27 protein-coding genes and 1 tRNA gene are annotated in these 24804 nt (G+C 57.8%); 20 read left to right on the top strand and 8 right to left on the bottom strand.

Annotated features, from left to right (window positions below):
• Nucleotides 1-114 precede the first annotated feature (114 nt).
• Nucleotides 115-624: a cyclic pyranopterin monophosphate synthase MoaC gene (moaC, locus tag BN1936_RS02890; RefSeq protein ID WP_022442863.1), complete on the top strand. Its 510-nt coding sequence runs from the start codon at nt 115-117 to the stop codon at nt 622-624.
• Between the two features lies 1 nt (nt 625).
• Here the strand turns inward: moaC and BN1936_RS02885 are convergent, their stop codons facing one another.
• Both BN1936_RS02885 and BN1936_RS02880 read right to left on the bottom strand, forming a co-directional pair.
• Complete coding sequence (locus BN1936_RS02885; protein ID WP_049686595.1) at nt 626-1744, bottom strand: sensor histidine kinase; 1119 nt, start codon at nt 1742-1744, stop codon at nt 626-628.
• Between the two features lie 31 nt (nt 1745-1775).
• On the bottom strand, nt 1776-2441 hold the full coding sequence (locus BN1936_RS02880; protein WP_049686594.1) for a response regulator: 666 nt from the start codon (nt 2439-2441) through the stop codon (nt 1776-1778).
• Nucleotides 2442-2795: 354 nt separating this feature from the next.
• Here BN1936_RS02880 and BN1936_RS02875 point away from each other — a divergent pair, with 354 nt between their 5' ends.
• Nucleotides 2796-3509, top strand: a complete 714-nt coding sequence (locus BN1936_RS02875) for a response regulator transcription factor (protein ID WP_022444502.1) — start codon at nt 2796-2798, stop codon at nt 3507-3509.
• A gap of 5 nt (nt 3510-3514) precedes the next feature.
• Nucleotides 3515-4912 (top strand): HAMP domain-containing sensor histidine kinase, encoded by a 1398-nt coding sequence (locus tag BN1936_RS02870; protein WP_022444503.1) that lies wholly within the window; start codon nt 3515-3517, stop codon nt 4910-4912.
• On the opposite strand, the gene BN1936_RS02865 is transcribed toward BN1936_RS02870, so the two are convergent.
• Nucleotides 4909-5754, bottom strand: a complete 846-nt coding sequence (locus BN1936_RS02865; RefSeq protein ID WP_049686593.1) for an inositol monophosphatase family protein — start codon at nt 5752-5754, stop codon at nt 4909-4911. The two genes, BN1936_RS02870 and BN1936_RS02865, sit on opposite strands and share 4 nt — an antisense overlap.
• A 138-nt stretch (nt 5755-5892) precedes the next feature.
• On the opposite strand from BN1936_RS02865, the gene BN1936_RS02860 reads away from it, so the two are divergent.
• The 3 genes from BN1936_RS02860 to aspS all read left to right on the top strand — a co-directional run bounded on the left by BN1936_RS02860 (nt 5893) and on the right by aspS (nt 8814).
• Complete coding sequence (locus BN1936_RS02860) at nt 5893-6114, top strand: FmdB family zinc ribbon protein (protein ID WP_022444505.1); 222 nt, start codon at nt 5893-5895, stop codon at nt 6112-6114.
• A 105-nt stretch (nt 6115-6219) separates the two neighbouring features.
• Nucleotides 6220-6846: a DUF502 domain-containing protein gene (locus BN1936_RS02855; protein ID WP_022444506.1), complete on the top strand. Its 627-nt coding sequence runs from the start codon at nt 6220-6222 to the stop codon at nt 6844-6846.
• A 168-nt stretch (nt 6847-7014) separates the two neighbouring features.
• Complete coding sequence (gene aspS / locus BN1936_RS02850; protein ID WP_049686592.1) at nt 7015-8814, top strand: aspartate--tRNA ligase; 1800 nt, start codon at nt 7015-7017, stop codon at nt 8812-8814.
• 80 nt (nt 8815-8894) lie between these two features.
• Here the strand turns inward: aspS and BN1936_RS02845 are convergent, their stop codons facing one another.
• From BN1936_RS02845 to mtnA, 4 genes are read right to left on the bottom strand one after another with little or no spacing between them, the layout of a single operon-like run.
• A complete protein-coding gene (locus tag BN1936_RS02845; RefSeq protein ID WP_022444508.1) occupies nt 8895-9410 on the bottom strand; it encodes a hypothetical protein in 516 nt (171 codons plus the stop codon).
• Nucleotides 9410-9664, bottom strand: coding sequence for a hypothetical protein (locus BN1936_RS02840; protein WP_022444509.1), 255 nt, complete (start codon nt 9662-9664; stop codon nt 9410-9412). The genes BN1936_RS02845 and BN1936_RS02840 overlap by 1 nt, the downstream gene beginning before the upstream one ends.
• Entirely contained in the window at nt 9664-10374 is a 711-nt protein-coding gene (locus BN1936_RS02835) for a class II aldolase/adducin family protein (RefSeq protein ID WP_232422055.1), read from the bottom strand. The genes BN1936_RS02840 and BN1936_RS02835 overlap by 1 nt, the downstream gene beginning before the upstream one ends.
• Before the next feature lie 3 nt (nt 10375-10377).
• On the bottom strand, nt 10378-11475 hold the full coding sequence (gene mtnA, locus BN1936_RS02830; RefSeq protein ID WP_049686591.1) for an S-methyl-5-thioribose-1-phosphate isomerase: 1098 nt from the start codon (nt 11473-11475) through the stop codon (nt 10378-10380).
• 298 nt (nt 11476-11773) lie between these two features.
• Between mtnA and BN1936_RS02825 the strand changes: the two genes are divergently transcribed.
• The 8 genes from BN1936_RS02825 (at nt 11774) to rapZ (ending at nt 18619) form a co-directional block, all read left to right on the top strand.
• Nucleotides 11774-12568 (top strand): enoyl-CoA hydratase-related protein, encoded by a 795-nt coding sequence (locus BN1936_RS02825; protein ID WP_022444512.1) that lies wholly within the window; start codon nt 11774-11776, stop codon nt 12566-12568.
• A 106-nt stretch (nt 12569-12674) separates the two neighbouring features.
• Nucleotides 12675-13661: a KpsF/GutQ family sugar-phosphate isomerase gene (locus BN1936_RS02820; protein ID WP_022444513.1), complete on the top strand. Its 987-nt coding sequence runs from the start codon at nt 12675-12677 to the stop codon at nt 13659-13661.
• A gap of 1 nt (nt 13662) precedes the next feature.
• A complete protein-coding gene (locus tag BN1936_RS02815) occupies nt 13663-14208 on the top strand; it encodes a KdsC family phosphatase (protein WP_022444514.1) in 546 nt (181 codons plus the stop codon).
• A gap of 5 nt (nt 14209-14213) precedes the next feature.
• The gene (lptC, locus tag BN1936_RS02810; RefSeq protein WP_049686590.1) at nt 14214-14780 is read left to right on the top strand and encodes an LPS export ABC transporter periplasmic protein LptC; all 567 of its coding nucleotides are present in this window, start codon (nt 14214-14216) and stop codon (nt 14778-14780) included.
• A gap of 13 nt (nt 14781-14793) precedes the next feature.
• Nucleotides 14794-15393: a lipopolysaccharide transport periplasmic protein LptA gene (gene lptA / locus BN1936_RS02805; protein WP_049686589.1), complete on the top strand. Its 600-nt coding sequence runs from the start codon at nt 14794-14796 to the stop codon at nt 15391-15393.
• Complete coding sequence (gene lptB, locus BN1936_RS02800) at nt 15394-16191, top strand: LPS export ABC transporter ATP-binding protein (RefSeq protein WP_022444517.1); 798 nt, start codon at nt 15394-15396, stop codon at nt 16189-16191.
• A gap of 25 nt (nt 16192-16216) precedes the next feature.
• Nucleotides 16217-17695, top strand: coding sequence for an RNA polymerase factor sigma-54 (gene rpoN / locus BN1936_RS02795; protein ID WP_022444518.1), 1479 nt, complete (start codon nt 16217-16219; stop codon nt 17693-17695).
• Between the two features lie 63 nt (nt 17696-17758).
• Entirely contained in the window at nt 17759-18619 is an 861-nt protein-coding gene (gene rapZ / locus BN1936_RS02790; RefSeq protein WP_022444519.1) for an RNase adapter RapZ, read from the top strand.
• Here rapZ and mutY read toward each other — a convergent pair.
• Entirely contained in the window at nt 18563-19657 is a 1095-nt protein-coding gene (gene mutY, locus BN1936_RS02785; RefSeq protein WP_022444520.1) for an A/G-specific adenine glycosylase, read from the bottom strand. The two genes, rapZ and mutY, sit on opposite strands and share 57 nt — an antisense overlap.
• A gap of 160 nt (nt 19658-19817) precedes the next feature.
• Here mutY and BN1936_RS02780 point away from each other — a divergent pair, with 160 nt between their 5' ends.
• The 6 genes from BN1936_RS02780 to BN1936_RS02755 all read left to right on the top strand — a co-directional run bounded on the left by BN1936_RS02780 (nt 19818) and on the right by BN1936_RS02755 (nt 24802).
• The gene (locus BN1936_RS02780; RefSeq protein ID WP_187367745.1) at nt 19818-21506 is read left to right on the top strand and encodes a tetratricopeptide repeat protein; all 1689 of its coding nucleotides are present in this window, start codon (nt 19818-19820) and stop codon (nt 21504-21506) included.
• Entirely contained in the window at nt 21503-22039 is a 537-nt protein-coding gene (locus tag BN1936_RS02775) for an outer membrane lipoprotein LolB (protein ID WP_022444522.1), read from the top strand. The genes BN1936_RS02780 and BN1936_RS02775 overlap by 4 nt, the downstream gene beginning before the upstream one ends.
• Entirely contained in the window at nt 22029-22919 is an 891-nt protein-coding gene (gene ispE, locus BN1936_RS02770) for a 4-(cytidine 5'-diphospho)-2-C-methyl-D-erythritol kinase (RefSeq protein ID WP_049686587.1), read from the top strand. The genes BN1936_RS02775 and ispE overlap by 11 nt, the downstream gene beginning before the upstream one ends.
• Before the next feature lie 7 nt (nt 22920-22926).
• A tRNA-Gln gene (locus BN1936_RS02765) sits at nt 22927-23003 on the top strand.
• Between the two features lie 104 nt (nt 23004-23107).
• Entirely contained in the window at nt 23108-24058 is a 951-nt protein-coding gene (locus BN1936_RS02760; RefSeq protein ID WP_022444523.1) for a ribose-phosphate pyrophosphokinase, read from the top strand.
• A gap of 57 nt (nt 24059-24115) precedes the next feature.
• On the top strand, nt 24116-24802 hold the full coding sequence (locus BN1936_RS02755) for a 50S ribosomal protein L25/general stress protein Ctc (protein WP_049686586.1): 687 nt from the start codon (nt 24116-24118) through the stop codon (nt 24800-24802).
• Nucleotides 24803-24804 lie beyond the last annotated feature (2 nt).

The raw sequence follows: 24804 nt of genomic DNA, 5'->3' as shown, positions 1-24804 counted from the left end.
ATCCTTTGGAGTTTTGCAGAGACGGAGACTCGCTTACAAACTCAATTATCATAAGAAGATTGCCGGCGGAGGACTGCTGGATTTTGTACCTTTTTAGTGAGAATTTTCGACAAAATGACTGAGAACGGCGGACTGACACACTTCGACTCCCAGGGACAGGCACACATGGTGGACGTGGGAGAGAAATCGATTACTCACCGATCGGCAACAGCTCAGGGCGTTATCCGCATGCAGCCTGAAACTTTCCAGGTCATTGCGTCCGGCAGCGCGAAGAAGGGAGACGTCATCGGGATCGCCCGCATCGCGGCGATCATGGCTAGCAAGAAAACCTCTGAACTCGTTCCGCTCTGCCACCCGCTGCCGCTTACGCATGTCAGCGCTGAGTTCGATCTGCATCCTGAGGCCTCCAGCATTGTCTGCCGGGTGACCTGTGAGACCTATGGCAAGACCGGGGTCGAAATGGAAGCGCTGACCGCGGTCGAGGTCGGTCTTCTCACGATTTACGACATGTGCAAGGCGATTGACCGCGGCATGGTGCTTTCCGATATCCGGCTTCTGGATAAGGCCGGCGGAAAGAGCGGGCACTGGGTATCGGATTCCCCCGCGCCGCAGCTGGATAAGTGATTTAAAGCGGCAGCGAGAGTCTCACAGAGGCGCCGCCTGTTTCCGGGCACTCAATGGAGAGCGTACCGCCGCATTCCTCAATGCGGCGGCGCATGCCTTTCAGCCCTAAACCGCTTCCGGTGGCAGATGCTGCGGCGGGTTCCTCAGGCTTGAATCCAACGCCGTTATCCGTGACGGAAAGCAGAAGTCTGCCGCCCTCCGTCCTAGCAGCCACCTCAACGCGGGTCGCCTGGCTGTACTTGATCGCGTTCGTCAGAGCTTCCTGCACCATGCGGAGCGCGCACTGGGCCTTCTGGGGCGGCAGCGACAGTTCATCAGGAAGCGAAAGTGTGTTCCATTTCAGCTCAAGCTTCGCCGCTTTGAGCCTCGGCGCAAGCCGATAGCGGAGATTCGCGAGAGCAGTGCCGAAATCCTCCGTGCTCACTCCGCTCGCATCGATCGCGATACGCATCTGATCAAGGCAGGACTGCAGGGCAGACTCAATATCCTCTTTCGGGAGATTGCCGTTCTTGACAGCGGAAAGCGTCGAAATGAGTTCAGCTCCCAACCCGTCATGCATGTCCTGAATGTAGCGCTGACGCTCCTCCTGAACCGCGTGGGCAACAGCCTCTGAAATGGCTTTGTTTTCAGAATCCGCGTCTTTTCGCGCGTCGCTTTCAATCTGAGCGAGACGGACCTTCGCATCCTTTTCACGGCGAGCTTCAGCCACCGCGATACCCCAGGCCGCCGCGCTGAAGGCTGCCGCGCACTCACCGAACACGAGTGCGAAGGGGCGTCCTGTCAGAAGAAGCGTGACAAATCCGGCAAGGTAAGAAGCAAAGGCGAAAACGGGGAAAAAAAGACCGATACCGGGCTTCAGCTTGGCTGCCGCCGCGGCTGCACCGCCAAGAACGAGCAGCAGGAGTCCGGGAGTCCCGCCAAGGGCCTGCAGCTGCGCGGCGGGCGGGCTCAGAAGAACCGCAATAACAACACTGACTCCAAAAAGAACTGCTGCCGCAGTGCGGCGGCCTGTGGTCTCAGTCAGACGGGGAATGGACGCAAAAATCCCCACCAGGGCAGCTCCGAAAACGAGATGCCTTAGATTGATGAGGATCAGGATCCAGATTGGATAGGAACCCACGCGTCGCGTCCTGCGGCCAGATCAGAGGGGATCAGTTATGGAGCAGTCCCATCTGGCTCGCTTCATACACGGCTTCACCGCGGGAGTGAACCTGAAGCTTGCGGTAAATCTTCTTGATATGAGCGGTCACCGTGTGCGGAGAGATCGTCAGAATCTCGCCGATTTCATTGAAGCTCATACCCTTTGCGAGAAGATGCAGGATTTCCGTTTCGCGGGCGGAAAGGGGGCTCGGCTCGGCGTCAGGAACAATGCCATTGCCGGTCGGGTGATTCTGCAGCGCGCGGAGCACGCTTCTCGCGACAGACGGGCTGACAGGAGATCCGCCGCCTCGCAGCAGCCGGATCTGACCGGTGATATCTTCGCTATCGGCTTCTTTCAGGATGTAGCCGGTAGCACCCGCCTCAATCGAGCTCACCACGTGCTGTTCATCGCCATAAACCGTGATGACCATGATGTCGGAGGAGGGATGGAGGCGATTCGCGAGGCGAATCAGATCGATGCCGCTGCCGTCAGGCAAGCCGAGATCGATCACCATGACCTCAAAATCCAGAGTCTCGATCAGCTGCTGAGCTTCGTGTTTAGTCGAAGCAAAGCCGACGACCTTCATCATAGGGTCTTGATTAATGGTGGTTTCAAAACGGCGCCGAACTTCAGCGTCATCTTCAACAAGCAGAACCGTGATTGTCTTTTCAGGCATTTGTGAGTGATCTTCTGTTCGAAGGAATTCTCTTGACAATTCGGGCTCTAGCAAAAACCGGAGGACCGACTCTCGCTAACCCTTTCTTTCAACTGATTTCGGGTTGCCGCACCAACAGCAGGACCAGCATTAAATTCCCAGTCTGTAAACCGAAACTTCTGTTTATTATAAATCAGGGGGAGATGATTCCCCTGCATAGGAATTACTTATTTACTCCTTGGTGCAGGGATCTTCGTCGAATACGGCCCCGTAATACGCTTAATTCACCCTAAAACCGGATTCTGGCGTATAGCCATGATTAAAGTCTTATGATGTTCAACCGGGATTTTGCAGAGTTTCCTGCAGAGGTTAAAGATGCCAGCCAGTGCTACCAAGATTCTTATTATTGACGACGACGCCGATCTCGTTTCCCTTCTCACTGACAACCTTCAGCTGGAAGGTTTTTCTCCCTCCCCCGCCTATAACGGCGAGGATGGACTGCTGAAGCTGTCGCAGGAAAATTTTGATCTCGTCATTCTCGATGTCATGATGCCCGGCATGAAGGGCACCGAGGTGCTTGCCAAGATCCGCGAGCACTCTCATATCCCGGTCATCATGCTGACAGCGAGAGGCGATCCCGCGGACAGAATCATCGGCCTTGAACTCGGCGCGGATGACTATGTGCCAAAGCCCTTTACGCCGCGCGAGCTGGTGGCGAGAATCCGCGCTATTCTGCGCCGCACCGCGGGTCAGGAGTCTCCTGTCACGCCTCTCGTTGTCGGTCCTCTCACTGTCAATCCGGCACAGCGCCGCGTGTGGGTCACCGCGACGAAAAAGAACATCGAACTGACATCGACCGAATTCTCGCTTTTTGAAATGCTCGGGCGGAATCTCGGTCAGCGCGTTTCCAAGGCAGATATCTATACGCAGGTGCTCGGCAGGGACATGGGCCGCTACGACAGGGCGATTGACGTCCATGTAAGCGCGCTCCGCCATAAGCTGAATGACGCTGTCGGTCCCGCTATCTCCATCGCGAGCATCCGCGGATTCGGTTACCAGATGTCGGTGCTGGACGATTCCGCCAGCTGATCTCTATGCAGAAAAAAACGCGGCTTTCTCTCTTCAATGCGAATACCTTCTTCTGGCAGACCCTTGCGGGTCTGATCGTCGCTATGACGCTGTCCGGATTTCTGGTTTTCGCCGTCGCCTGGGGATTTCTGAATCCGGACCATACTCTTCTCCTTAATCATCCTGGCGAAGACCGGGTGATGTTCGCAGAGGAAGTCGTGTCTCTCGGCGGGAAACCGGCTCTCACAAGCTGGCTTCAGCATCAGAATCCCGGACCGGACCATGCCCGGGTGTACGCGGTCGACAGCTCGGGGCACGATATTGCCGGTCACAAAATCCCGGACGGCGCGCTGGAACACGCGCGTGCCCTGGTGCGTCAGGGAGGAAACACGCTTGGCATCCGGTCTTTCAATGTAGAGGGCGAGGAAATAATTGTCTTCACAGCAAGAAAACCGGTGAATTTCTTCAAGGATTCCACCCGGGTGCTGCTCTTCGCGCCCCACGGCGCTCCGCTTTGGCTCACCTGCATCATTTCGCTTCTGGTCGCGAGCGCTGTGGCCGCGGGACTGGCCTGGCGGCTCACCCGGCCGCTCAGACAGATTGAGGGGGCCATGGTCCAGGCCGCTTCGGGCGACCTGAATGTCCGGATTTCTGAGAGTGTCAAAGGGAGCAGCTCTGAATTTATAGAGCTCGCCAAAAAGTTCGATATGATGGCCGCCACCATCCAGCAGCTGATCGACCGGCAACAGAATCTCTTCCACAGTGTGAGCCACGAGCTGCGCTCTCCGCTCGCACGGATCAACTGCGCGGTTGAACTCGCCCGCCGCTCTCCTGACATCACGCCAAAAATGCTTGACCGGATTGAGAGTGATGTGCAGAAGCTCGACTCTCTGGTCGGGGATCTGCTCACCTACACCCGGCTGAACGCTGAAGTTTCGATTCCATTCTCCGAGATTGATATCAGCGAGATTGTGGAAGACATTGCCGATAACGCCTCGCTTGAGGGAGCGGCGCGAAAGGTTCAGGTGGTCTGCGACCTTCCGAAGGATGATCTCATCATGACCGGCAACGCCGATCTGCTAGCGCATGCTATTGAGAATGTCGTCCGGAACGCTCTCCGGTTCTCGCCTGACGGCGGAAAGGTGACGATTCATGGCGGGATGGTGTCGGACAGCTCGCTTCAGATTTCCATTCAGGATGAAGGCCCCGGCATTCCGCCGGAAGAAATGGCCAAAATCTTTGATCCTTTCTTCAGAGGCGCCAATCAGGCAACCGGGTCCGGCTATGGCCTGGGACTGCCAATCACCATGCAGGCGGCCCAGCACCACGGCGGAATGGTCCAGGCGGAAAAAATCCGCCCGCATGGCCTGAAAATCACAATCACGCTCCCCCTGAAACACACGGGGAAAAGCGAAAAAGCTTAAGCGTTGAGCGCCCGGAGCACTTCCTCGTGAAGTGCTCCGCCTGCCGTGCATACGGCGGATTTCTCTTTCAGGGGATTGCCGCCCGAGGTACTCGTAATGACGCCGCCTGCTCCCTCAACCACAGGGATCAGCGCGGCCACATCCCAGTACGAGAGATCCGGATCAATCATGATGTCCGCACCGCCGGACGCCACCGCAAAATACCCAAAGCAGTCGCCCCACGTCCGGTATAGCTTCGCCCGGTCGATCAGCGTCTGCATGCGGCTGTCCCCCACCTGCTCAGAGGTTGTCCAGTGAGAGGTCACGAGGAGTGTCGCGTCCTCTATCCGATTGCATTCACGGACCTTCATGGGATTATCGGAAGTGATGCCAAGCGCGCTGCGGTGAAGAACCGCGCCGCCCTGCCACCCGACCGCCCGGATACCGGCCGCCGGAAACGCAATAGAGGAGAGAATCGGGCCGAAACCGTTTCCTTCGTCGCGCTCAAGAGCTATCAGGTTCCCGAAATGAAAGCTGTTTGAAATAAAGGCACGAGTCCCGTCAATGGGATCGAGAATCCAGCGATAACGGGGGAAGGGACCGAAAGCCTCCTTGATTCCCAGCTCCTCGCCATAAATGCCATGCTGCGGATAATTTTCCTCAATCAACCGGCGCATCGCGGATTCGGCCCCGCGGTCCGCGAGGGTGACAGGCGTGTGGTTGCTTTTCTCATCCACCCGAATTCCAGCCAGGAAATTCGGCAGAATCACCTTCAGCGCGGCATCCGCCAGACGCTTCAGGAAAGGTAAAAACTCGTCCCGCTCTTCCGGAGTGGACGGTTTGGTAAACCGGGGATAATTCATGACTGCCTCTTATGGCTCCTGCGTGACCAAAATATTGTACGTGTACTCCAAGCAGTCCTGCGGCAATTGCGTCATAATGACGCAACAGCCCGTCTTGAAAGACAGGCTCTTTCTGTTTCTGTAGGATTTTTAGGAATTATGCCGGTCTATGGATATAAGTGTTCCTCCTGCGGCTTTGAAGAGGACATCATTCAGAAAATGTCAGACAAGCCTCTGACCAAATGCCCGAAGTGCGGGAAAGACACGTTTGTAAAGCAGCTGTCTGCCCCCGGTTTCGAGCTGAAGGGCAAGGGCTGGGCTGCGACGGACTTCAATGCCGGTCATACCGGGGTTGCGGCCGCCCACACCAAGAACAAGTGAGCAGCAGAGGCGGGATGCGTTCCGCCCCTGAGCCCTTAGCAAATGCGTCTCGATCGTCCCTGAAGAACAGGCTCGGATCCTGACGCTTTTGTTTTCATTACAGACATGTTCAAAAAGTTCATCTCCGCGGGGCTCCTCTTCTGGATCCCTCTGATCTTCACCGTCTGGATTCTCGACAGCGTCATTGAGTTCAGCGACAGACTTCTCGTTTTTCTGCCGACGCAGCAGCTTCCCGCTTTCCTGGCCAAGATACCGGGACTCGGGCTGATTTTCGCTGTTGTCATCATCTTCCTCACCGGCGTTATCGTTGCCAACGTTCTCGGCAAAAAGATTGTTTCCTGGTGGGAAGCGCTGCTGGACCGCATTCCGATCGTGCACCCGATCTACAGCGGCATCAAAAAAATCGCGAGCACCTTTCTCAGCCAGCAGTCGCAGAGCTTTCAGAAGGTCGTCATGGTGGAGTATCCCCGCAAAGGGGCTTGGACACTTGCCTTTGTTGTGAACAAAGCGCCTGACACGATCCGCTCCGCCGCGAAAACCAAGGAAAATCTCCTCACGGTGTTCGTCCCGACCGCGCCGAACCCGACCTCAGGCTACGTGATCTTCGTCCCCGAATCCGAAACCCGCGAGACGAGCTTCGGCATTGAAGAGGCTTTCACGTTCCATGTTTCCATGGGAGTCGTCGTCCCGGGAAGCGAAAAACATGAGTCTGATGACGCCGTCAAGGCCTGATTTTCGCCTTTCTTACTCTGGACAGGCGTTCAAGCGCTAAACTTGTCAAAGAATTCTTTTCTGAGTTGCTGCCTGCGCTCCCGGCTCCCTGCGGAACCCCGCGCACAGCGCAGCACAGTTTTGTTCAGCTGTTTTGCAAACAGCTATTGTTAGTGACCCGGAGCTTCTATGCGTACCGTTTATTCGGGTTTGGTTGATGAAAAATTCATCGGGCAGACCGTCACCCTTTATGGCTGGGTTCATCGCCGTCGTGACCACGGTGGTGTGATTTTTATTGACCTTCGCGACCGCGAAGGCCTCGTTCAGGTCGTCTGCGACCCTGACCGTCCTGAAGTGTTCAATACCGCCGACAAGGTCCGTAATGAATACTGCCTCAAGGTGGTCGGCCTCGTTCGCTCCCGTCCTGAAGGCACCAAGAATGACGACCTGATCTCCGGCGCCGTTGAGGTTCTCTGCCAGGATCTGGAAGTGCTGAGCCCGTCTCTGACGCCTCCGTTCAGCCTGGATGACGACAACATCTCTGAAACGGCCCGCCTGACCTACCGCGTGCTCGACCTGCGCCGTCCGGTGATGCAGCGTAATCTGCGTCTCCGCTACAAGACCGCTATGGCCTTCCGCCGCTTCCTTGACGAGAATGGCTTCATCGATATTGAAACCCCGGCTCTGACCCGCAGCACGCCTGAAGGCGCCCGCGACTACCTCGTGCCGTCCCGCGTTGAAGAAGGCTGCTTCTACGCTCTGCCGCAGTCTCCTCAGCTCTTCAAGCAGATGCTGATGGTCGCTGGTTTCGACCGCTACTATCAGATCGTCAAGTGCTTCCGCGACGAAGACCTCCGTGCTGACCGTCAGCCTGAATTCACCCAGGTCGATATTGAAACCTCCTTCCTCACGCAGGAAGAGATCCGCGACATGTTCGAAAAGATGGTCCGCGGCGTGTTCAAGGAAGTGCTCGGCGTTGAACTCGCGAATCCGTACCCGGTTATGCGCTGGGATGACGCGATGGCGAAGTACGGCTCCGATAAGCCTGATCTCCGTATCTCCCTTGAGTTCAAGGAAATCACGGACCTCTGCAAGGACACGAGCTTCAAGGTGTTCGCCAATGCCGCGGCAATGCCGAACGGCAAGGTTGTCGCCATGAACGTGCCGAAGGGCTGCCAGCTGCCCCGCTCCGAGATTGATTCCTACACCGAGTTCGTCAAGATCTACGGTGCCAAGGGTCTCGCCTACATCAAGGTGAACGAAAAGGCGAAGGGCCGCGAAGGTCTCCAGAGCCCGATCGTGAAGAACCTCTCTGACGAGTTCCTGAATGCCGTGATTGAACGCACCGGCGCGAATGACGGCGACGTCATTTTCTTCGGCGCGGACAAGAAGAAGATCGTCTGGGATTCTCTCGGCGCTCTCCGTCTGAAGATCGGCCGCAGCGAGTTCGGCAAGAAGGCCGGCCTCTTCACCGAAGGCTGGAAGGCTCTCTGGGTTATCGACTTCCCGATGTTCGAGTGGTCTGATGAAGAGAACCGCTGGATGGCCTGCCATCACCCGTTCACCTGCCCGAAGCCGGAAGACGTGGACAAGCTCCAGTCGGATCCGGAACACTGCTACGCCCAGGCGTACGACATGGTGCTGAATGGCTGGGAAATCGGCGGCGGCTCCATCCGTATTCACAAGGAAGACGTGCTGGAGAAGGTCTTCAGCGCTCTGAAGATCACCCCTGAAGAGGCTGAGCAGAAGTTTGGCTTCCTGCTTAACGCCCTGAAGTTCGGCGCACCGCCCCATGGCGGCATCGCCTTCGGCCTTGATCGTATCGTCGCCATGATGACCGGCGCCAATTCGATCCGCGACGTGATCGCGTTCCCGAAGACCCAGCGCGCCCAGTGCCTGCTCACGCACGCTCCGGCTCCGGTGACGGAGAAGCAGCTGCGCGAACTGCACATCCGCCTGCGCAACGAGCATCATCACGACGAGCAGTAATTGATCCGTCCCCCTCTGTCAGGGGGACCGGTTCTGAAGCCCTGCCGGGATACTTTCCCCGCAGGGTTTTTCTTTTTTTCTCAGTAAATCGGGAACCGGGTGTTCTTCCTCGGATCCTCGGCTATTGTCCACTCAGTCACCACGTTGTCGCGGCCATACTGAACCCAGAGCACCATGTCTGACCGGGACGCATCCTGGAACCGATACATGTAGGCGGACTGGTTGAGAAACTTGAAGTCGAAAATCTTCGTGCAGTGTCCGAAGAGACGATAGACATCGGCGATCGTCGTCTTGCCCGGCTTGATCAGGCGGTAAAAATTCTCTTCGACGAGCGCCTGCTCGCGCTTCACGAATCGGCCATTCTTATCAAAGAACATCCACCAGACTTCCTGCCCTTCAGGCTGCGGGGAATAGGTATAGCGGGTCGTACCGTCCGGCATGGCTGTGATGGAATCCGGTTTCCCGAGCTTCTCCACCACCTGGGATTCCGTGCTTCCCATATCAATCATCTGCGGATGCGCGCAGCCGCATAGAGCAAAGGCCGGAACAGCACCGGCCGCCACCAGCTTAAGAAGAGTCCGCCTGCTCAGCATCATCACTTCTCCTTCTCGGGACGGGCATCCGGATAACTGCTTTCAACCTCTGAAATCATCTCTTTCAGAATGGCCCGGATATCGTCCGCCCGGCATCCAATAAGAACCGCATCATCGAGCGCTGCGGAAACCGATTCCCGCAGCTCGCGGTAGTTTTCATCTAGCACTTTAACCTTTTCCGTGCAGGATACGTTTTTCCCCGACACATCCTTCCAGAGCGGCATCCCGTCAGGCCTTTTCTCAAACTCCTGAGCCATCACGCTTTCCTCCCCGGCTGGCCGTATGTTCTGAAGCGCTCGAGCACGCGCGTCATTTCATCCTCTGAGAGCAGCCGGACATCTCCGAGCTGAAGAAGGTCAAGATACATCGAGGCCAGATTCTCAGTCTCCACAGCAAGCGCAAAGGCCCCCGACAGACCAGAGCCGGTCGCGAGCACCCCATGGCGAGCCATCAGGCAGCCCCGGCAGTGCCTCAGAGCACCGGTCACGCTTTCCGCAAGCGCCTCGGTGCCGAACGTAGCATACGGCGCGCAAGGAATCTCAGCCGCCCCGGACATGGCCACCATATAGTGAAAAGGCGGAATGCCGGACTCCAGGCAGGAAACCGCGGTGGCTTTCGGCGAATGCGTGTGAACAATCGCCCGGACTTCAGGCTTTGACTCATAGACCGCCGCATGAAGCCGCCACTCGGAGGAAGGCAGCAGCGGTCCCTCATCCCGCCACTCTCCTGACGGAAGGCGCGACACCTTCGAAATATCCTCTGGCGAAAGATCGTCATACGGAACGCCTGATGGCGTGATCAGGAATGCCAGTTCACCATCGTCCGCCTGGCAGCGGGCCGATACATTCCCGGATTTGTTCACGTTCAGACGCTGAGTATTCATGGACCGGGCAGTCTCAATAATGCCGCGCCGCAGCGCCTCCGTATCCTCAGGAAACTCCGCCTGCATCATCTTTTTCTCCTGCATTTTCTACTCCGGACGCGTCTCATCCGGATCGGGCATAAAGGGGCGGTCACCCGCTCCTGGCGCAAATATTCCCTTCTCCGTCACGATTCCCGTGATAAGCCTCGCAGGAGTGATATCGAAAGCGATATTTCTTACCGCAGTGTCCTGCCCCGCCACCTGCACGCGGGTCACGTTTCCATCCGGTCCGATCCCCGATATTTCAGTCACCTCGCTCCTGGACCGTTCTTCGACCGGAATGCTCTCCACGCCTTCCGCCAGAGAAAAGTCTACGGTGGACACGGGAGCTGCCACATAAAAAGGCACTCCGCAGTCATTTGCCGCAAGAGCCTTCAGGTACGTGCCGACCTTATTGGCCACATCGCCGTTTGAAGCAATCCGGTCCGCCCCGACAATGACGAGATCAACCTCACCCTGCTGCATCAGATAGCCGCCCGCGTTATCCGCGATCAGCGTACAGGGAATGCCGGCCTCGCGAAGCTCCCACTCGGTGAGGAGCCCCTGCATGCGGGGCCGGGTTTCATCAACCCAGACCTCCATCGGTATCCCCTGCTCCTGCGCCACATAGAGCCCCGACAGCGCTGTGCCGTAATCCACTGTTGCGAGCCACCCGGCATTGCAGTGCGTCAGAATCCGAACAGGACGCCCATTCTTCCGATAAGTCTCCTCTATGACAGAGGCGAAGTACCCGCCGATTGCCCGGTTGGATTCAATGTCCGACTCACAGATCTCCTCGGCCGCCTTCTGAGCGCGCGCTGCCCGGACGTCCCCGGAAAGTCCTTCGGCTGCCGAGGCGACCCGGCGGACTGCCCACTGGAGGTTCACAGCCGTGGGTCTTGCCTCAGCGATCCGTTTCAGCCCCTTTTGAAGCGCTTCCTCAGTCTTCGCTTCACGGCAGAGAAACGCCGCGGCCCAGGCCCCTGCCGCTCCGATCAGCGGAGCACCCCGGACCTGCATGGTTTTAATGGCGCGGATCAGCGCATCGGATGTTCCTTCACGGCAGATTTCCAGCTGGTCAGGCAGCTTCGTCTGATCCGGGAAACACACCGTCTTTCCCCCGTCATCAGACCAGATACCCCTGATCCATTGATTGTTCACCTTCATTCGCCATTTCCTCCCATTTCCCGGGGAAGCCTCTCCCATCAGGGCATTATCGGTACACTGTCTTATCGCATCCGGAGAGCCGCGCCCGGCACGGTCACCAGCAGGCCGCTTATTTTCCGCCTGTTTTCCGTATCCGGAATGCCTTCGCTTCTCTCATATAAAGCAAGATAACAGGAAACCCGCTGTTTATTTCCTTTAATGCTTTTATGATTCATATTGGATGAGTCCGTGCCCGGGGTCCTGCCCCGCTGTCCGGCGGACTCAGTCTTTCCCTGTCAACATCATCAGCAGAACAAAGATGAGCACTCTCGTTATTGAAACCTCGGACGGCATCCGTTCCATCGCCATCAACAAGCCCGCCAAGCGCAACAGCCTCTCAGCCGACACGCTGCAGGAACTGTCAACGGCCCTTGAGGATGCCGATAAAGATCCGGATGTCCGGGTCATTCTGATTCATGGTCTCCCGACCATCTTCTCGGCCGGTTCTGATCTCGAGGAAATCGTTGCCGGCAACAAAATCAGCGCCGGTGTTGATAACGCAAGGCACCTCATCTCTGTGGCTGACAATGTGAGGAAGCCTCTGATCGCGGCCGTAAACGGCCCGGCAGTCGGTCTGGCTGTCACGCTCCTCATGACGTGCGACCTCGTCTACTGCGGAAAGCACGCACTCTTCTCGCTCCCCTTCACCGCTCTGGGCGAGACGCCTCTTTTCGGCATCACGCAGAGACTTGTCGCGGAGTGCGGCTACCACCATGCCGCTGAAAAGCTGCTCCTCTCGGAGCCGATCACGGCGGAGCAGGCTGTAGCTCTTCATATCGCGAACGGCGTTTTTGAGGACGATGAAGTGCTCCGTCAGGCAACCGCCCGCGCGGTCCGCCTGACCCGCATGCCGCCTGAAGCCCTGATCCGCACGAAGAGCCTTCTGAGAGGCATTCTCCACAGTGACACACGTGAACAGTCGAAGAAAGAGGCTGAGGCGTTCAACGAGCAGCTCCAGGAACCTGAAATCGTAGAGGCTCACAAGGCGTTCCTCGAAGGGCGGCGCCCCGATTTTTCGAAGAGCCTTGTGAAGGACGAGGGCAGCGCCTCCTGAGAGCGCAAGCCGCTCTCAAACAGTTTTCAACAAATTGAGTTCAGTTTTGACAAGCGGCAAAGGTATCATTAACAAGATAAAAAGCGAGAACAAAGGCCTGTACGACATGAACCAACACACTACCCAAGCCGAGGGAATTCTCTCTCTGGCAAAGGAAGTTCTGAAAATTGAATCCGCCGCGGTATCGGCTCTTTCAGACCGCATCGGAGATGACTTCGTCAGAGCCGTGCAGGCGCTCCTCGCCTGCCGCGGACGCGTTGTCGTCACGGGTATCGGGAAAAGCGGCCATATTGCCCGCAAAATTGCGGCCACAATGGCCTCTACCGGAACACCCGCTTTCTTTGTTCATGCCGCTGAAGCATCGCACGGCGACCTGGGCATGATCACCCGAGAGGATGTCGTGATCGGCATTTCCTACTCGGGGAGCACGTCCGAAGTCCTCGCCATCATTCCCGCAATCAAGCGGGAAGGCGCTTTCCTCATTACGCTCACCGGAAATCCTGACAGTCCGATGGCCCGCGAAGCGGACATCAATCTGAACGTGCATGTCGAGCGCGAAGCCTGCCCGCTTAACCTCGCGCCGACCGCATCGACCACGGCCACGCTGGCCATGGGAGACGCGCTCGCGATTGCCTGTCTCGACGCCAAGGGCTTCACCAAAGAAGACTTTGCGCGGTCTCATCCGGGCGGTGCGCTTGGACGCCGGCTGCTGCTCCGGGTGCAGGACGTCATGCGCCGCGGCGACGATGTGCCGCGCGTTAAGCCTGACACGCAGATTCTTGCCGCTGTGCAGGAAATCAGCCGCAAGGGCATCGGCATGACCACCGTGACGGATGAGGACGGAAAACTGCTCGGCATCTTCACGGAGGGAGATCTCCGGAGGCTGATTGAGCGTGTCGGCGACATCCGCCCTGTTGTTATCCGGGACGTCATGACGCCGCATCCGAAAACCATATATCCTGAAGCGCTTGCCGCCGAGGCCGCGTCGCTCCTTGAGCGCGCGCAGTGCAATCAGCTTCCTGTCGTGGATCACGACGGGCATCTGATCGGCGCGCTTCATTTCCATGACCTCATGACTGCCAAGGTAATCTGAGATGTCAGTAGAAGACAAAGCCAAAAAAATCAAGCTGGTCGTCCTCGATGTGGACGGCGTCCTCACCGACGGCCAGATCGTCACCGGTTCCCAGGGCGAACTCTGCAAGCACTTCGACGTGAAGGACGGACTCGGCATCAAGATGCTGCTCGCCGCCGGAATCGATGTTGTCGTGATCACCGGCAGGCGGTCCGCCATCGTCGGCGCCCGTCTGCGGGAACTCGGCGTCCGGGATGTGTTCCAGGGGCAGTCCTACAAGAAGGGGGCGTTCCTTGATCTCATTCAGGCCCGTCATCTGGACGCATCGGAGTGCGCCTGCATGGGTGACGACATCCCGGATCTGCCGGTGCTGCAGCTGGTGGGGCTCTCCTGTGCGCCGGCTGACGCCGTTGACACCGTTCTGAAGTCAGTCGACTTCGTTTCCTCCCGCGCGGGAGGCCGCGGAGCCGTCCGGGAAATGGCGGAAAAAATTCTGATGTCCCAGGGAGTCTGGGATGATCTGATTGACCGCTTCTACTTCCACCCCGACGCTCCCCGTTTCAGGTAACCGACATGCGGGAAAGAGTTTCAGCCATTGTTGCCATCATCCTCCTCGTCTTTCTGATCGGGGCAAGCTACTTCTATGCCGTGCAGTCAGGCCTTAAGGACCTGAAATATCTGCCGAGTGAAAACTCACCGGACTATACGGCAACCAAGCTTTCGCTCACCGACTTTGACGGCGCGGGGAACCCCGTGCGGCGCGTCATCGCCGACAAGGTGATCCATTACTCGGACGACCGGACAGATGCCGATCATCCGCGCTATATCACCCTGACGCCGAATAAGCCTCAGGTCGATGCTTCCTCTGACCGCGGCTGGACGCACGATGCCGGAAAGACGATCGAATTTGAGGGGAACGTTAAAATTCTGAGGGACCCGGCAGGCAATACACCGGCTCTCAGTTTTGAAACCCAGAAGATGACAGCCTTCCCTGATACGGAACGCTTCACTTCGGACTCTCCGGTTGTTTTCCATCGGGGAAGCGACAGCACGACAGCGAGCGGCATGGATTACAGCTATGCCAACGGCACTATTTCACTTACAGGCCGCGTCAACACGCACATCGCCTCACGCAAATAATTGAACGAAAAATATGAAAATCAAGCTTATTACAGCCCTTCTTCTGATCACGGCCGCCGCCACTGCGGGCGCGCTTCAGTCAGATAACTCGAAGCCGATTGAGATTGCCGCTGACCATTTCTCCGGAGACCAGGTCTCGCAGACGGCTGTCTACACGGGCCGCGTTGAGGTGCATCAGGGTACGCTCGAGATGCACGGCGACCGACTGGACCTTCAGATCACGCCGAAGGGCTACCGGGTGGGTGTTCTGACCGGCAAGCTCGCGACCTTCAAGCAGCAGCGCGACAACCCAAATCCGAAGATCAGCGAGTGGATGCATGCTGAGGCCGACAAGCTGATCTACAACGAAGAAAAAGACACCATTACGCTCATCAACAATGCCCGCCTGACCCGTACGGAAAACGGCGTGCTGAAGGATGAAGCGACCGGTCAGACCATCGTGTACGACATCCGCAATGCCCGCTCCGTGGCAGAAGGCGGCTCCGCGGGCGGTGAACGCCGCCGCGTGACAACCGTGATTGCGCCCCGCAAGCAGGACAACTCTTCCGGCTCGGCGGATACGACAAAACTGCGTTCCTCCACCACGCTGGCCCCGGCAAATAGGACGAAGTAAATGGCCGAATACGATAAGAATCTCGCCGTTGCCGGCACGCACACCCTCGAAACCAAGGGACTTCGGAAGCGCTATGGCCGCCGTGTTGTAGTGAAGGATGTTTCGCTGCGCGTGAAGAGCGGCGAAGTCGTGGGGCTGCTGGGGCCGAACGGCGCCGGCAAGACCACCACCTTCTACATGGTGGTGGGACTCATCGTGGCTGACGGGGGATCGATTTACCTCGACGGCAAAGATATTACGCACCTGCCGATTTACCGCCGTGCCCACATGGGGCTCACCTATCTGCCTCAGGAAGCGAGTGTCTTCCGGTCGCTCACGGTGGAAGACAACATCCGCGCCATTCTCGAGCTTCAGAAGAACGAGAACGGCAAGCCTCTCAGCAAAACGGAAATCAATGAGCGGCTTGAGTCGCTCCTGGATGAGCTTTCCATTCAGAACATCCGCACGAATGTGGCCATGTCACTTTCAGGCGGTGAGCGGCGCCGCACGGAAATTGCCCGATCACTCGCGGCAAGCCCCAAATTCATTCTGCTCGACGAACCTTTCGCCGGCGTTGATCCGATCGCCGTGAGCGAAATCCGGAACATCATCCGGATCCTGAAGGAACGGAACATCGGTGTTCTGATCACGGACCACAACGTCCGGGAAACCTTCAAGACCTGCGACCATGCCTACATCATCAGCGACGGCAATGTGCTCGCCGCCGGTGTCCCGGAAGAGCTGAGCAACAACGAGACCGTCCGCAAGATCTATCTCGGCGAAGAGTTCGACTATCCCACTACCGGGAAAAAGCAGTAAAAGCTGATCACTCCGGGTCCGGAATATGCCGAATGATCTGAAACTCCAGCAAGGCCAGCGCATGGTGCTGACACCTCAGCTGCAGCAGGCAATTGAGGTGCTGGGGCTGTCGTCCGCCGAACTTCTGGACGAGATTCATCGGGTTTCGGATGACAATCCTTTTCTCGAGGTCACTGAGCCGCAGGCTCAGGAGGAACACGCCGACCCGGTTCAGGAACCCGTGCGGAAGCCTGACGCAAGAGTGATTCAGAGCAGTGATGACGCAGGCGGCAATCCCGAGGGGGATTTCAGCCCGGCTCATGACAGCTTCGGAGAGCTGAATTTTTCCCAGGCATCATGGGGCCACGGCGACCCGAACACCGACACCTCCCCGCTCGACTGGGTGGAAACCTCCGAAACACTGCAGGAGCATCTGGAAGCCCAGATTCCCTTCCTCAGAGAACCCCCCGAGGTGAAGGAAAAGGTTTCCTACCTGGTCGGCGAACTGGATGAAAACGGACTCTTCGAGACACCGCTTGAGGAAATGGCGGATTCCTTTGCCCGTCAGACCGGATCGGATCCGGCTGACTTCGGAGCTTGGCATCGGGCCCTTCTGGCGCTTCAGTCCCTGGATCCCGCGGGAATCGGCGTCTACTCGGTCTCGGAGTCTCTCGCCCTGCAGCTGAAGCTCCTCGGGGAATCCGTTCCCGATCTCCCGCCTCGGCTGATCAGTCTCGCGGAGACCGCTCTCACCGGCAGCCTTGGCGCATTGGCTCACAAGGACTACGCCAAACTGAAAAGAACGCTGTCCTGTACGGATGATGAACTGAAGTCGGTCTACAGGATCATTCAGTCTCTCAACCCCCATCCGGCCTCTGATTTCAAGAACGACGCGGTGCAGTATGCCGTTCCGGATATTCTTGTTACCCGGAAAAACGGTGTGTGGACAGCAGCTCTGAATCCGGCTTCGACTCCAGCTCTCAGCCTGAATCCGCAGCTTGCGGATCTTGCCTCTTCAGCTGCCAAAAAGAGCCCGGCCGAAACGCCCTGGCGCGAAAAGGCAGCCCAGGCGAAGGTTTTCATCCGCAGCGTGGAGCAGCGTTACAGCACCATGCTCCGTGTCGCCCAGTCAATCGTCAACCGGCAGCAGGCATTTTTCAGCAGCGGGGAAAAAGCGCTGACCCCGATGGTGCTGAAGGATATTGCGGCCGACACCGGACTTCACGAGTCCACCATCTCCCGCGCCACAAACGGCAAATACCTTCAGTCGCCCGCCGGAATCTTCGAACTGAAGTACTTCTTCAGCTCACACGTCGCGGCGGAGAGCGGTGACGCGGTTTCCTCCAAAGCCATCCGGTCACTGATCCGGGCCCTCATCGCGGAAGAACCTGCCGCCAAACCGCTGTCAGACGCCAAGCTTTCCGAGCTTCTGAAAGAAAAGGGCTACCAGGTCGCGCGGCGTACGGTTGCGAAATACCGTGAACAGGAAAAAATCCTGCCGGCGTCTCTGAGGAAAAAAATTTAACGATAGAATTAAATGACATAGGAAGGCACCGACCCCCGAGGTGCCTATTGGGAGCCTTTTGTCATGCAGGTCATCGCCGTTACAGGTCTATCAGGATCAGGAAAGTCCGTTGCCATCCGGCAGCTCGAGGACAGCGGTTACTACTGCATTGATAATCTGCCGGTCGATTTTATCGTTCCGGTTATTCAGTCTCTCAGGGACCGCGGTCAGGAGAAAGTCGCGGTTTCTGTCGACATCCGCTCCAAAGCCGCCCCCCAGACGGCTCTGCGCCAGTGCCAGGCCCTTAAGGATCTTGGAATTGATGTCCGGATACTCGCTCTGACCGCATCCACGCCGGCTCTCGTCCAGCGATTCTCCGAAACCCGCCGCCGTCATCCGCTGACGCCTCTTAACCGCGAACCCGGTGATCAGACAGGCCTGCAGGAAGCGATAGCTCAGGAGCGCTCTCTCATGAGCCTCGAGGACGGGTTCGTGCTCGACACCTCGGATCTCACGCCTTCCATGCTGAAAGCCTGGATCCGTCAGTTCATCAACGCGCCCGCCTCGGAAATGACAATTTCCTTTGAATCCTTCGCGTTCAAAAAGGGAATCCCGGTCGCGGCGGACTTTGTTTTCGACGTCCGGAACCTCCCGAACCCCTACTACAACACGGCGCTTCGTCCTCTCACCGGGCAGGACAAGCCGGTGATCGACTTTCTGAAGAGCCAGCCTGAGGTTCTTGAAATGGTGTCCAATATCGAGACATTCCTTCGCAAATGGATTCCCGGATTCAGAGCCCAGGGTCGGCACTATCTCACAATCTGCATCGGCTGCACCGGCGGGCAGCACCGTTCGGTTTTCGTGGCGGAAGAACTCTACCGGCGCTTCTCAAGCATTGCCGGTGTCGTCGTCCGTCACCGGGCGCTCAAGCTCCCTCGGATCTAGGATCCCGGCGAATCTCGTCCGGATAAATTTCAGAACGGGGGAAGGCAGTGCCTCAGCGTCCGCGTCCCGGATATCGATCCACTTTCCTCCGGTGAAGTGCCGCAGCGTGTCAGGATTGGCCTCCCCTTCCCAGAAGTGCATTTCGAGCCGGTAATGAGTAAATTCATGTGGCAGCCGTCCCGCGTAAGTCAGCGGCATCTGTACCGCAGCCCCCTCCGGGAGAAGAGCCGTGGGATCGGGCAATTCTTCACAGCCCGGCGCTTCCGGAAAACAGTAAAGCCCCTGCCACACCCCTTTCATTTCCCGGCGGACAGACCAAAGCCGGCTTCCCGACCGGATGACAAGGAAAGAAGAAGAGCGGACCGGTTTCTCCGCCCGCTTTTTCACGCCCGGGAACGCGGAAGGATCTCCGGAAGCAAATCCTTTGCAGCCATCCCGCAGCGGGCAGCTGTCGCAGTCCGGCCGGGACCTCCGGCAGACCATGGATCCAAGATCCATCAGCGACTGGGTATAAATGCCGCACTCCTTCTGCGGCACAGACTCCTCGGCAATCTCCCAGAGCTTCTTCTGATACAGCGTTTCGCTTTCTCCCCGCTTCACACCGAAATACCGCGCAAAAACCCGCTTGGCATTGCCGTCAAGAATGGCCTCCGGCATATCCCAGCAGCTGGAGAGAATGGCGGCCGCGGTCGACCGCCCGATTCCGGGCAGCGCTTCAAGCGCCTCCCGTTTTTTCGGAAATTTGCCCCCGGACGCCATAACAGCCTTCGCGCAGGCAAGCAGGTTCCGCCCCCGGGCGTAGTAACCGAGCCCTGCCCAATGCCTGAGCACATCATCCTCGGAAGCCGCTGCCAGAGTCCCGACATCCGGAAAGGCCTCGATAAATTTCAGATAGTAAGGAATCACGGTCGTGACCTGAGTCTGCTGCAGCATGATCTCCGATATCCACCTGCGGTACGGATCCCGGGTCTTCTGCCACGGGAGATCATGCCGGCCATGCTGCTTCTGCCACTCAATCAGTTGTTCTGCCAGATGCATTTCTATTCCATTTCCGAAGACGGTGTTTCCCGACGATCTCGGTCGCCTGCTACGGATTTCGCTAAATTCATTAGACTTCTCTGATAACCGCCACTTTACTTTGTTTGGGTCTATGAAAACAGCTTTCTCCCACGTTCTGCCCTGCATGCTGGCAGGAATCATGCTTTCCTCAGCGCCGGATTTCAGTTCGGCGCAGGAAATTCCGGGCGACAGCAAAGAGGCTGCCGCGGAGAAGGCTGACTCCTACTCCTACCCTGCTCTGACGAGCGATGTGCTTTTCAGTCTCATTGCGTCTGAAATTGCCGTGCAGCGTCATCAGTCCGGATCCGCCTTCCTCACGCTGATGGAAGAGGCGAAAAAGACAGGGAACCCTGGCATTGCCCGCAGGGCTTTCGCGATCGCCAATCTTTCAGCAGCCCCGAAGGAGGCAAGTGAAGCTCTGGCGCTCTGGTCAAAACTTACCGCCGGCACGCCTGAAGCTGAAGTGCCTGCCGCGTACGAGGCGCTGAGAAGCGGAAACTTCGATGCGGCCGAGCCCGCCTTTGCCAAATACCTGAAGACCCAGAGCCGCCCATCTGTAGTATTCCAGCAAATCTTCGCGTCCCTGAACGGCCAGAGGATTGATAAGGCCCTGCCGCTTCTCACCTCTCTTGCTGAGCCTTATGAAACCAGTGAACCCGCTGTCGATCTCGCTATCTGCAGTGTCGCGGTTCAGGGTGCCCGGCGCGATATCGCTGAGCGATTTGCCCGCTCCGCCATCAAGGCTGCTCCGCAGAACCCGGCAGTCATCCGCCAGGCCGCGATCGCCCTGATGCCGCTTGAGCCTCAGACCTCAGCCGATATGCTGAAAAAATTTCTGAAGGACTCACCGGAAGATTCCGCGACGCGCCTTATATACGCTCAGAGCCTTCTCGCAGGAAAGCAGAAAGCGGAATTCGCGGTACAGGCGAAAATTCTCACCTCAAAGAAACTCACCGGCGCTCAATGGATTCAGCTCGGCGAAATGGCTGAGCAGAACGGCGAACTCAAAATCGCCGAAACCGCATACAGCACTTTCCTGAAGACGGAGCAGAATGCCCCGGCTGACGAAAGGAATCTCGCCTACATCCGGCTCGGTTTTCTCTCCGAAAATCAGCTGCGCCCTGAAGACGCGCTCGGCTGGTACGAACAGGTAACTGACGGCAAGTACTATGTCGCGGCCCGTCTCCGCTCTGCCGACATCTATCAGAAAACCGGCCGCCCGGACCGCGCCATTGCCGTGCTTGAGCAGGCGAAGCCCAAGGCTGACGAGGGAAAGATCGCGATCACCACAGCGCTCAGTCAGCTGCTGAACGCCGCGAACCAGCCCTGGCAGGCCTACGACGCCATGCAGCAGACCGCAAAAACGGTCAGCAATGCGCCGGACTTTCTCTACAGCACCGCCATGCAGGCTGACAAAGTGAACGATCTGCAGGGCGTCGAATTCTATCTTCGGAAGTACATTGCGCTCCGCCCCAATTCCTCCACCGGCTACAACGCGCTTGGCTACATCTTCGCCGAGCGGAATGTGCAGCTGCGGGAAGCGCTCCGGCTTGTCGAAAAGGCCAATACGCTGAAACCGAGAGACCCCTATATCCTCGATTCACTTGGCTGGGTCTACTACCGGCTGAAGAATTACGAGAAGGCGAAGCAGTTCCTTGAGTCCTCACTCAGTCTGCGCTACGACGCGGAAACTGTTGAACACCTGCTCACCGTACTCACTCAGGCCGGGGACCGCACGGCGGCTCAGGCTGAGCTTGATAAATGGGCGGCGCAGCATCCGGATGACCAGTCTCTCCCGGCCTTCCGTAAGAAGTTCGGTCTGAAATGAAACGCCGCACACTGCTCCTCGGTCTCGCAGCGTCCGCGCTCACGGCGGCCTGCTCCTCCCTGGGACCCCAGACAGGGAGTTTCGCGGAAAAAATTGAAGGACGTTTCAGCACGGTAACCGAGTTTCGGGGACGGAAGGAGAGCCAGACGGGCTCTTTCACACTCACCCGGGCAGGCTCTTCCACGGTGCTGGAGCTCGGGCACCCGCTCACCGGCATTCTTGCCCGGATCACGGTTTCACCGCAGCTCACCACGCTCGAGACCAGTGACGGGAAGAAACTCTCTGACCGGACACCTGAGCGGCTCATGATGAATGAGCTCGGGTTCTCATTCCCTGTTACCGAAATGATGGGGTGGCTCAGCTCACCGCCTCCCGGTGATGAACTGTCGGCCCCGCCCTGGAGGATTGAGTTCCTCACGAAGACGGCTGACGGACTCCCGAAGCTAGTCCGTGTTACCCGAGCGGAGAGCGCAGCCGCGCCTTCCGTCCGCCTCACCGTCACTATCGATAAGCGAGAAGCCAATGCATCCTGATCTTCCGAAAGCCTTTCTCGATCTACCGGCCCCGGCGAAAATCAATCTCTTTCTCCATATTGTCGGCATCCGGGAAGATGGCTATCACCTGCTTGAGTCCGTTTTTCTGCTGATCTCGCTCGCGGACTCCGTGAGTCTCACGGAGCGAGCCGAAGGCGGCCTGGTCCGCACGGGCGACATGGCGGATAACCCCTCCGATCTCTGTCTGCGGGCCGCGAGACTCCTGCAGGAAAAGACCGGGTGCCGGAAGGGCGCGGAAATCTGTGTCACGAAACGTATTCCGTCAGGCGCCGGTCTCGGCGGCGGCTCTTCCGACGCGGCTACCACGCTGATCGGTCTTAACCGCCTCTGGGATCTCGGGGTCTCCCGCGAGGAGCTTGCCGCCTGGGGCACCGAGCTTGGAGCCGATGTTCCGTTTTTTATTCAGGGTGAAAACGCCTTCGTGGAAGGAATCGGGGAACGAATCACGCCGATCCCCGTTCCGGCGCACGATTTCCTGATTGTGTACCCCGGCGCATTCTCTGCCACAGATCGCGCGTTTCGGGATTTTGACTTGACAACACCGCCGCTATCACCGAAAATTAGCGGTCTTTCCTGCCTTTATCAGGACAAGGCTTTTCACTTTGGCTTTGGCCACAATGACTTACAGCCTGTCGTCACACAGTCCACACCCGCCGTCAGACAAGCCATACAAATGCTTTCTCCCTTTGGGTCGGTCCGTATGACGGGTTCAGGTTCAGCGGTTTTTCTTCCGCTCCAGAGCGGATCAGATGCCAAACGGGTATTGGAAAACCTTCCTGAAGGGTGGTCAGGCTATGCAGTAAAAAGCTTAGAACGTCATCCGCTGTCGGATTGGTTCCGCAGCGGGACGGGTTCTTGACAAGGACGGGGGAGTCGCCAAGGTGGTTAAGGCATCGGATTTTGATTCCGATATTCGCAGGTTCGAGTCCTGCCTCCCCTGCCAGAAACAAAGGGCATTTTGCCTGTTTTTCCCTTCCATGTACTGTCAGCATGGAACGATTAATACAACTGCGGGACGAAAGCCCTGCGAGGATTAAGAGCTAAATCATGGTTTCGAACAGCCTTATGGTTTTCTCGGGCAATGCAAATCCGAAGCTTGCCCTTTCTGTCACGCAGCACCTGAATATTCCATTGGGCCGTGCAACAGTCAACCGCTTCTCCGATGGTGAGGTTGCTGTTGAGATTAACGAGAACGTTCGTGGTCAGGATGTTTTCGTGCTGCAGAGCACCTGTGCTCCGACGAACGACAATCTGATGGAGCTGATGATCATGGTGGACGCTCTGCGCCGCGCTTCGGCCCGCAGAATTACCGCCGCGATTCCGTACTACGGCTATGCCCGTCAGGATCGCCGTCCGCGTTCTGCCCGCGTGGCCATTAGCGCGAAGGTTGTTGCGAACATGCTGCAGTCTGTCGGTGTTGACCGTGTCCTCACGATGGACCTTCACGCCGATCAGATTCAGGGCTTCTTTGACATTCCGGTGGATAACATCTATTCCACCCCGGTGCTTCTGAACGACATCCTCGCTCACCAGTATCCGAACCTGATGGTCGTTTCTCCTGACGTGGGCGGCGTGGTCCGCGCCCGTGCGATGGCGAAGGCTCTTGACGTTGATCTCGCGATCATCGATAAGCGCCGTCCCCGCGCCAACGTCGCTGAAATCATGAACATCATCGGCGAAGTGAAGGGCCGTACCTGCGTGATTACCGACGACATCGTCGATACCGCCGGCACCCTCTGCAATGCCGCGAGCGCACTGAAGGAACGCGGTGCTGTCCGTGTTCTCGCCTACGCTGCTCACCCGGTGCTTTCCGGAAATGCCGTCGACCGTATCACGAATTCCCCGCTCGACGAGCTCGTCATCACGGACACGATTCCGCTTCGTCCCGAAGCTGAAGCCTGCCCGAAGATCCGCCAGCTCTCCTGCGCGGCTCTGATCGGCGAAACGATTTCCCGCATCGCCAACGAATCCTCCGTAAGCTCTCTGTTTGCGGAATAGCAAGAAACCCGCTGCTGGTCGCGGCGGCGGGTCCATTTTTTATTTTGGAGTTTTTCCATGAATTTCACTGCAACCACACGTAAAGCGCAAGGTACGGGTGCGAGCCGCCGTCTGCGCCGCGAGAACAAGCTTCCGGGCATTGTCTACGGCAACGACCAGGCTGCCACGCCGATCGTTCTCGATCACAACCCGATTTTCTATGCTCTTCGCAAGGAAGCGTTCCACTCCTCCGTCCTGACCCTGAATCTGGACGGCGTTGATCAGCTCGTCGTGCTGCGTTCCTTCCAGCTGCATCCCTACAAGCAGCAGGTTCTGCACATCGACTTCCAGCGTGTGGATCCGAACAAGCCGATGAATATGCGCGTGCCGCTGCACTTCGCCGGCGCCGAGAACAGCCCGGCTGTCAAGATCAGCAAGGGCCTTATCAGCCACCTGGTGTCCTTCCTCGAAGTTCACTGCCTGCCGAAGGATCTGCCTGAGTTCATCGATGTTGACCTGTCCAACATGACCGCTCAGACGATTCTGCGTGCTTCCGATCTGAACCTCCCGGCTGGCGTTACCGTCGTCGAGAAGCCCGGTGAAGACACCCCGATCGCCACCGTCATCACCGACTTCAAGGAAGAAGAGGCTGATGCCGCCGCTGACGCTGCCGCCGCTGCTGCTGCTGCTTCCGCAGCCGCCGCCCCGGCTGAAGGCGCTGCCGCTCCGGCTGCTGCCGCTGAAGGCGAGAAGAAGGCCGAGTAATC

Source organism: Dakarella massiliensis (assembly GCF_001182045.1).
GTDB lineage: Bacteria > Pseudomonadota > Gammaproteobacteria > Burkholderiales > Burkholderiaceae_F > Mesosutterella > Mesosutterella massiliensis.
Note: the sequence above shows the minus strand (reverse complement) of the source record. Positions and strands in the feature narration are given on the sequence as shown.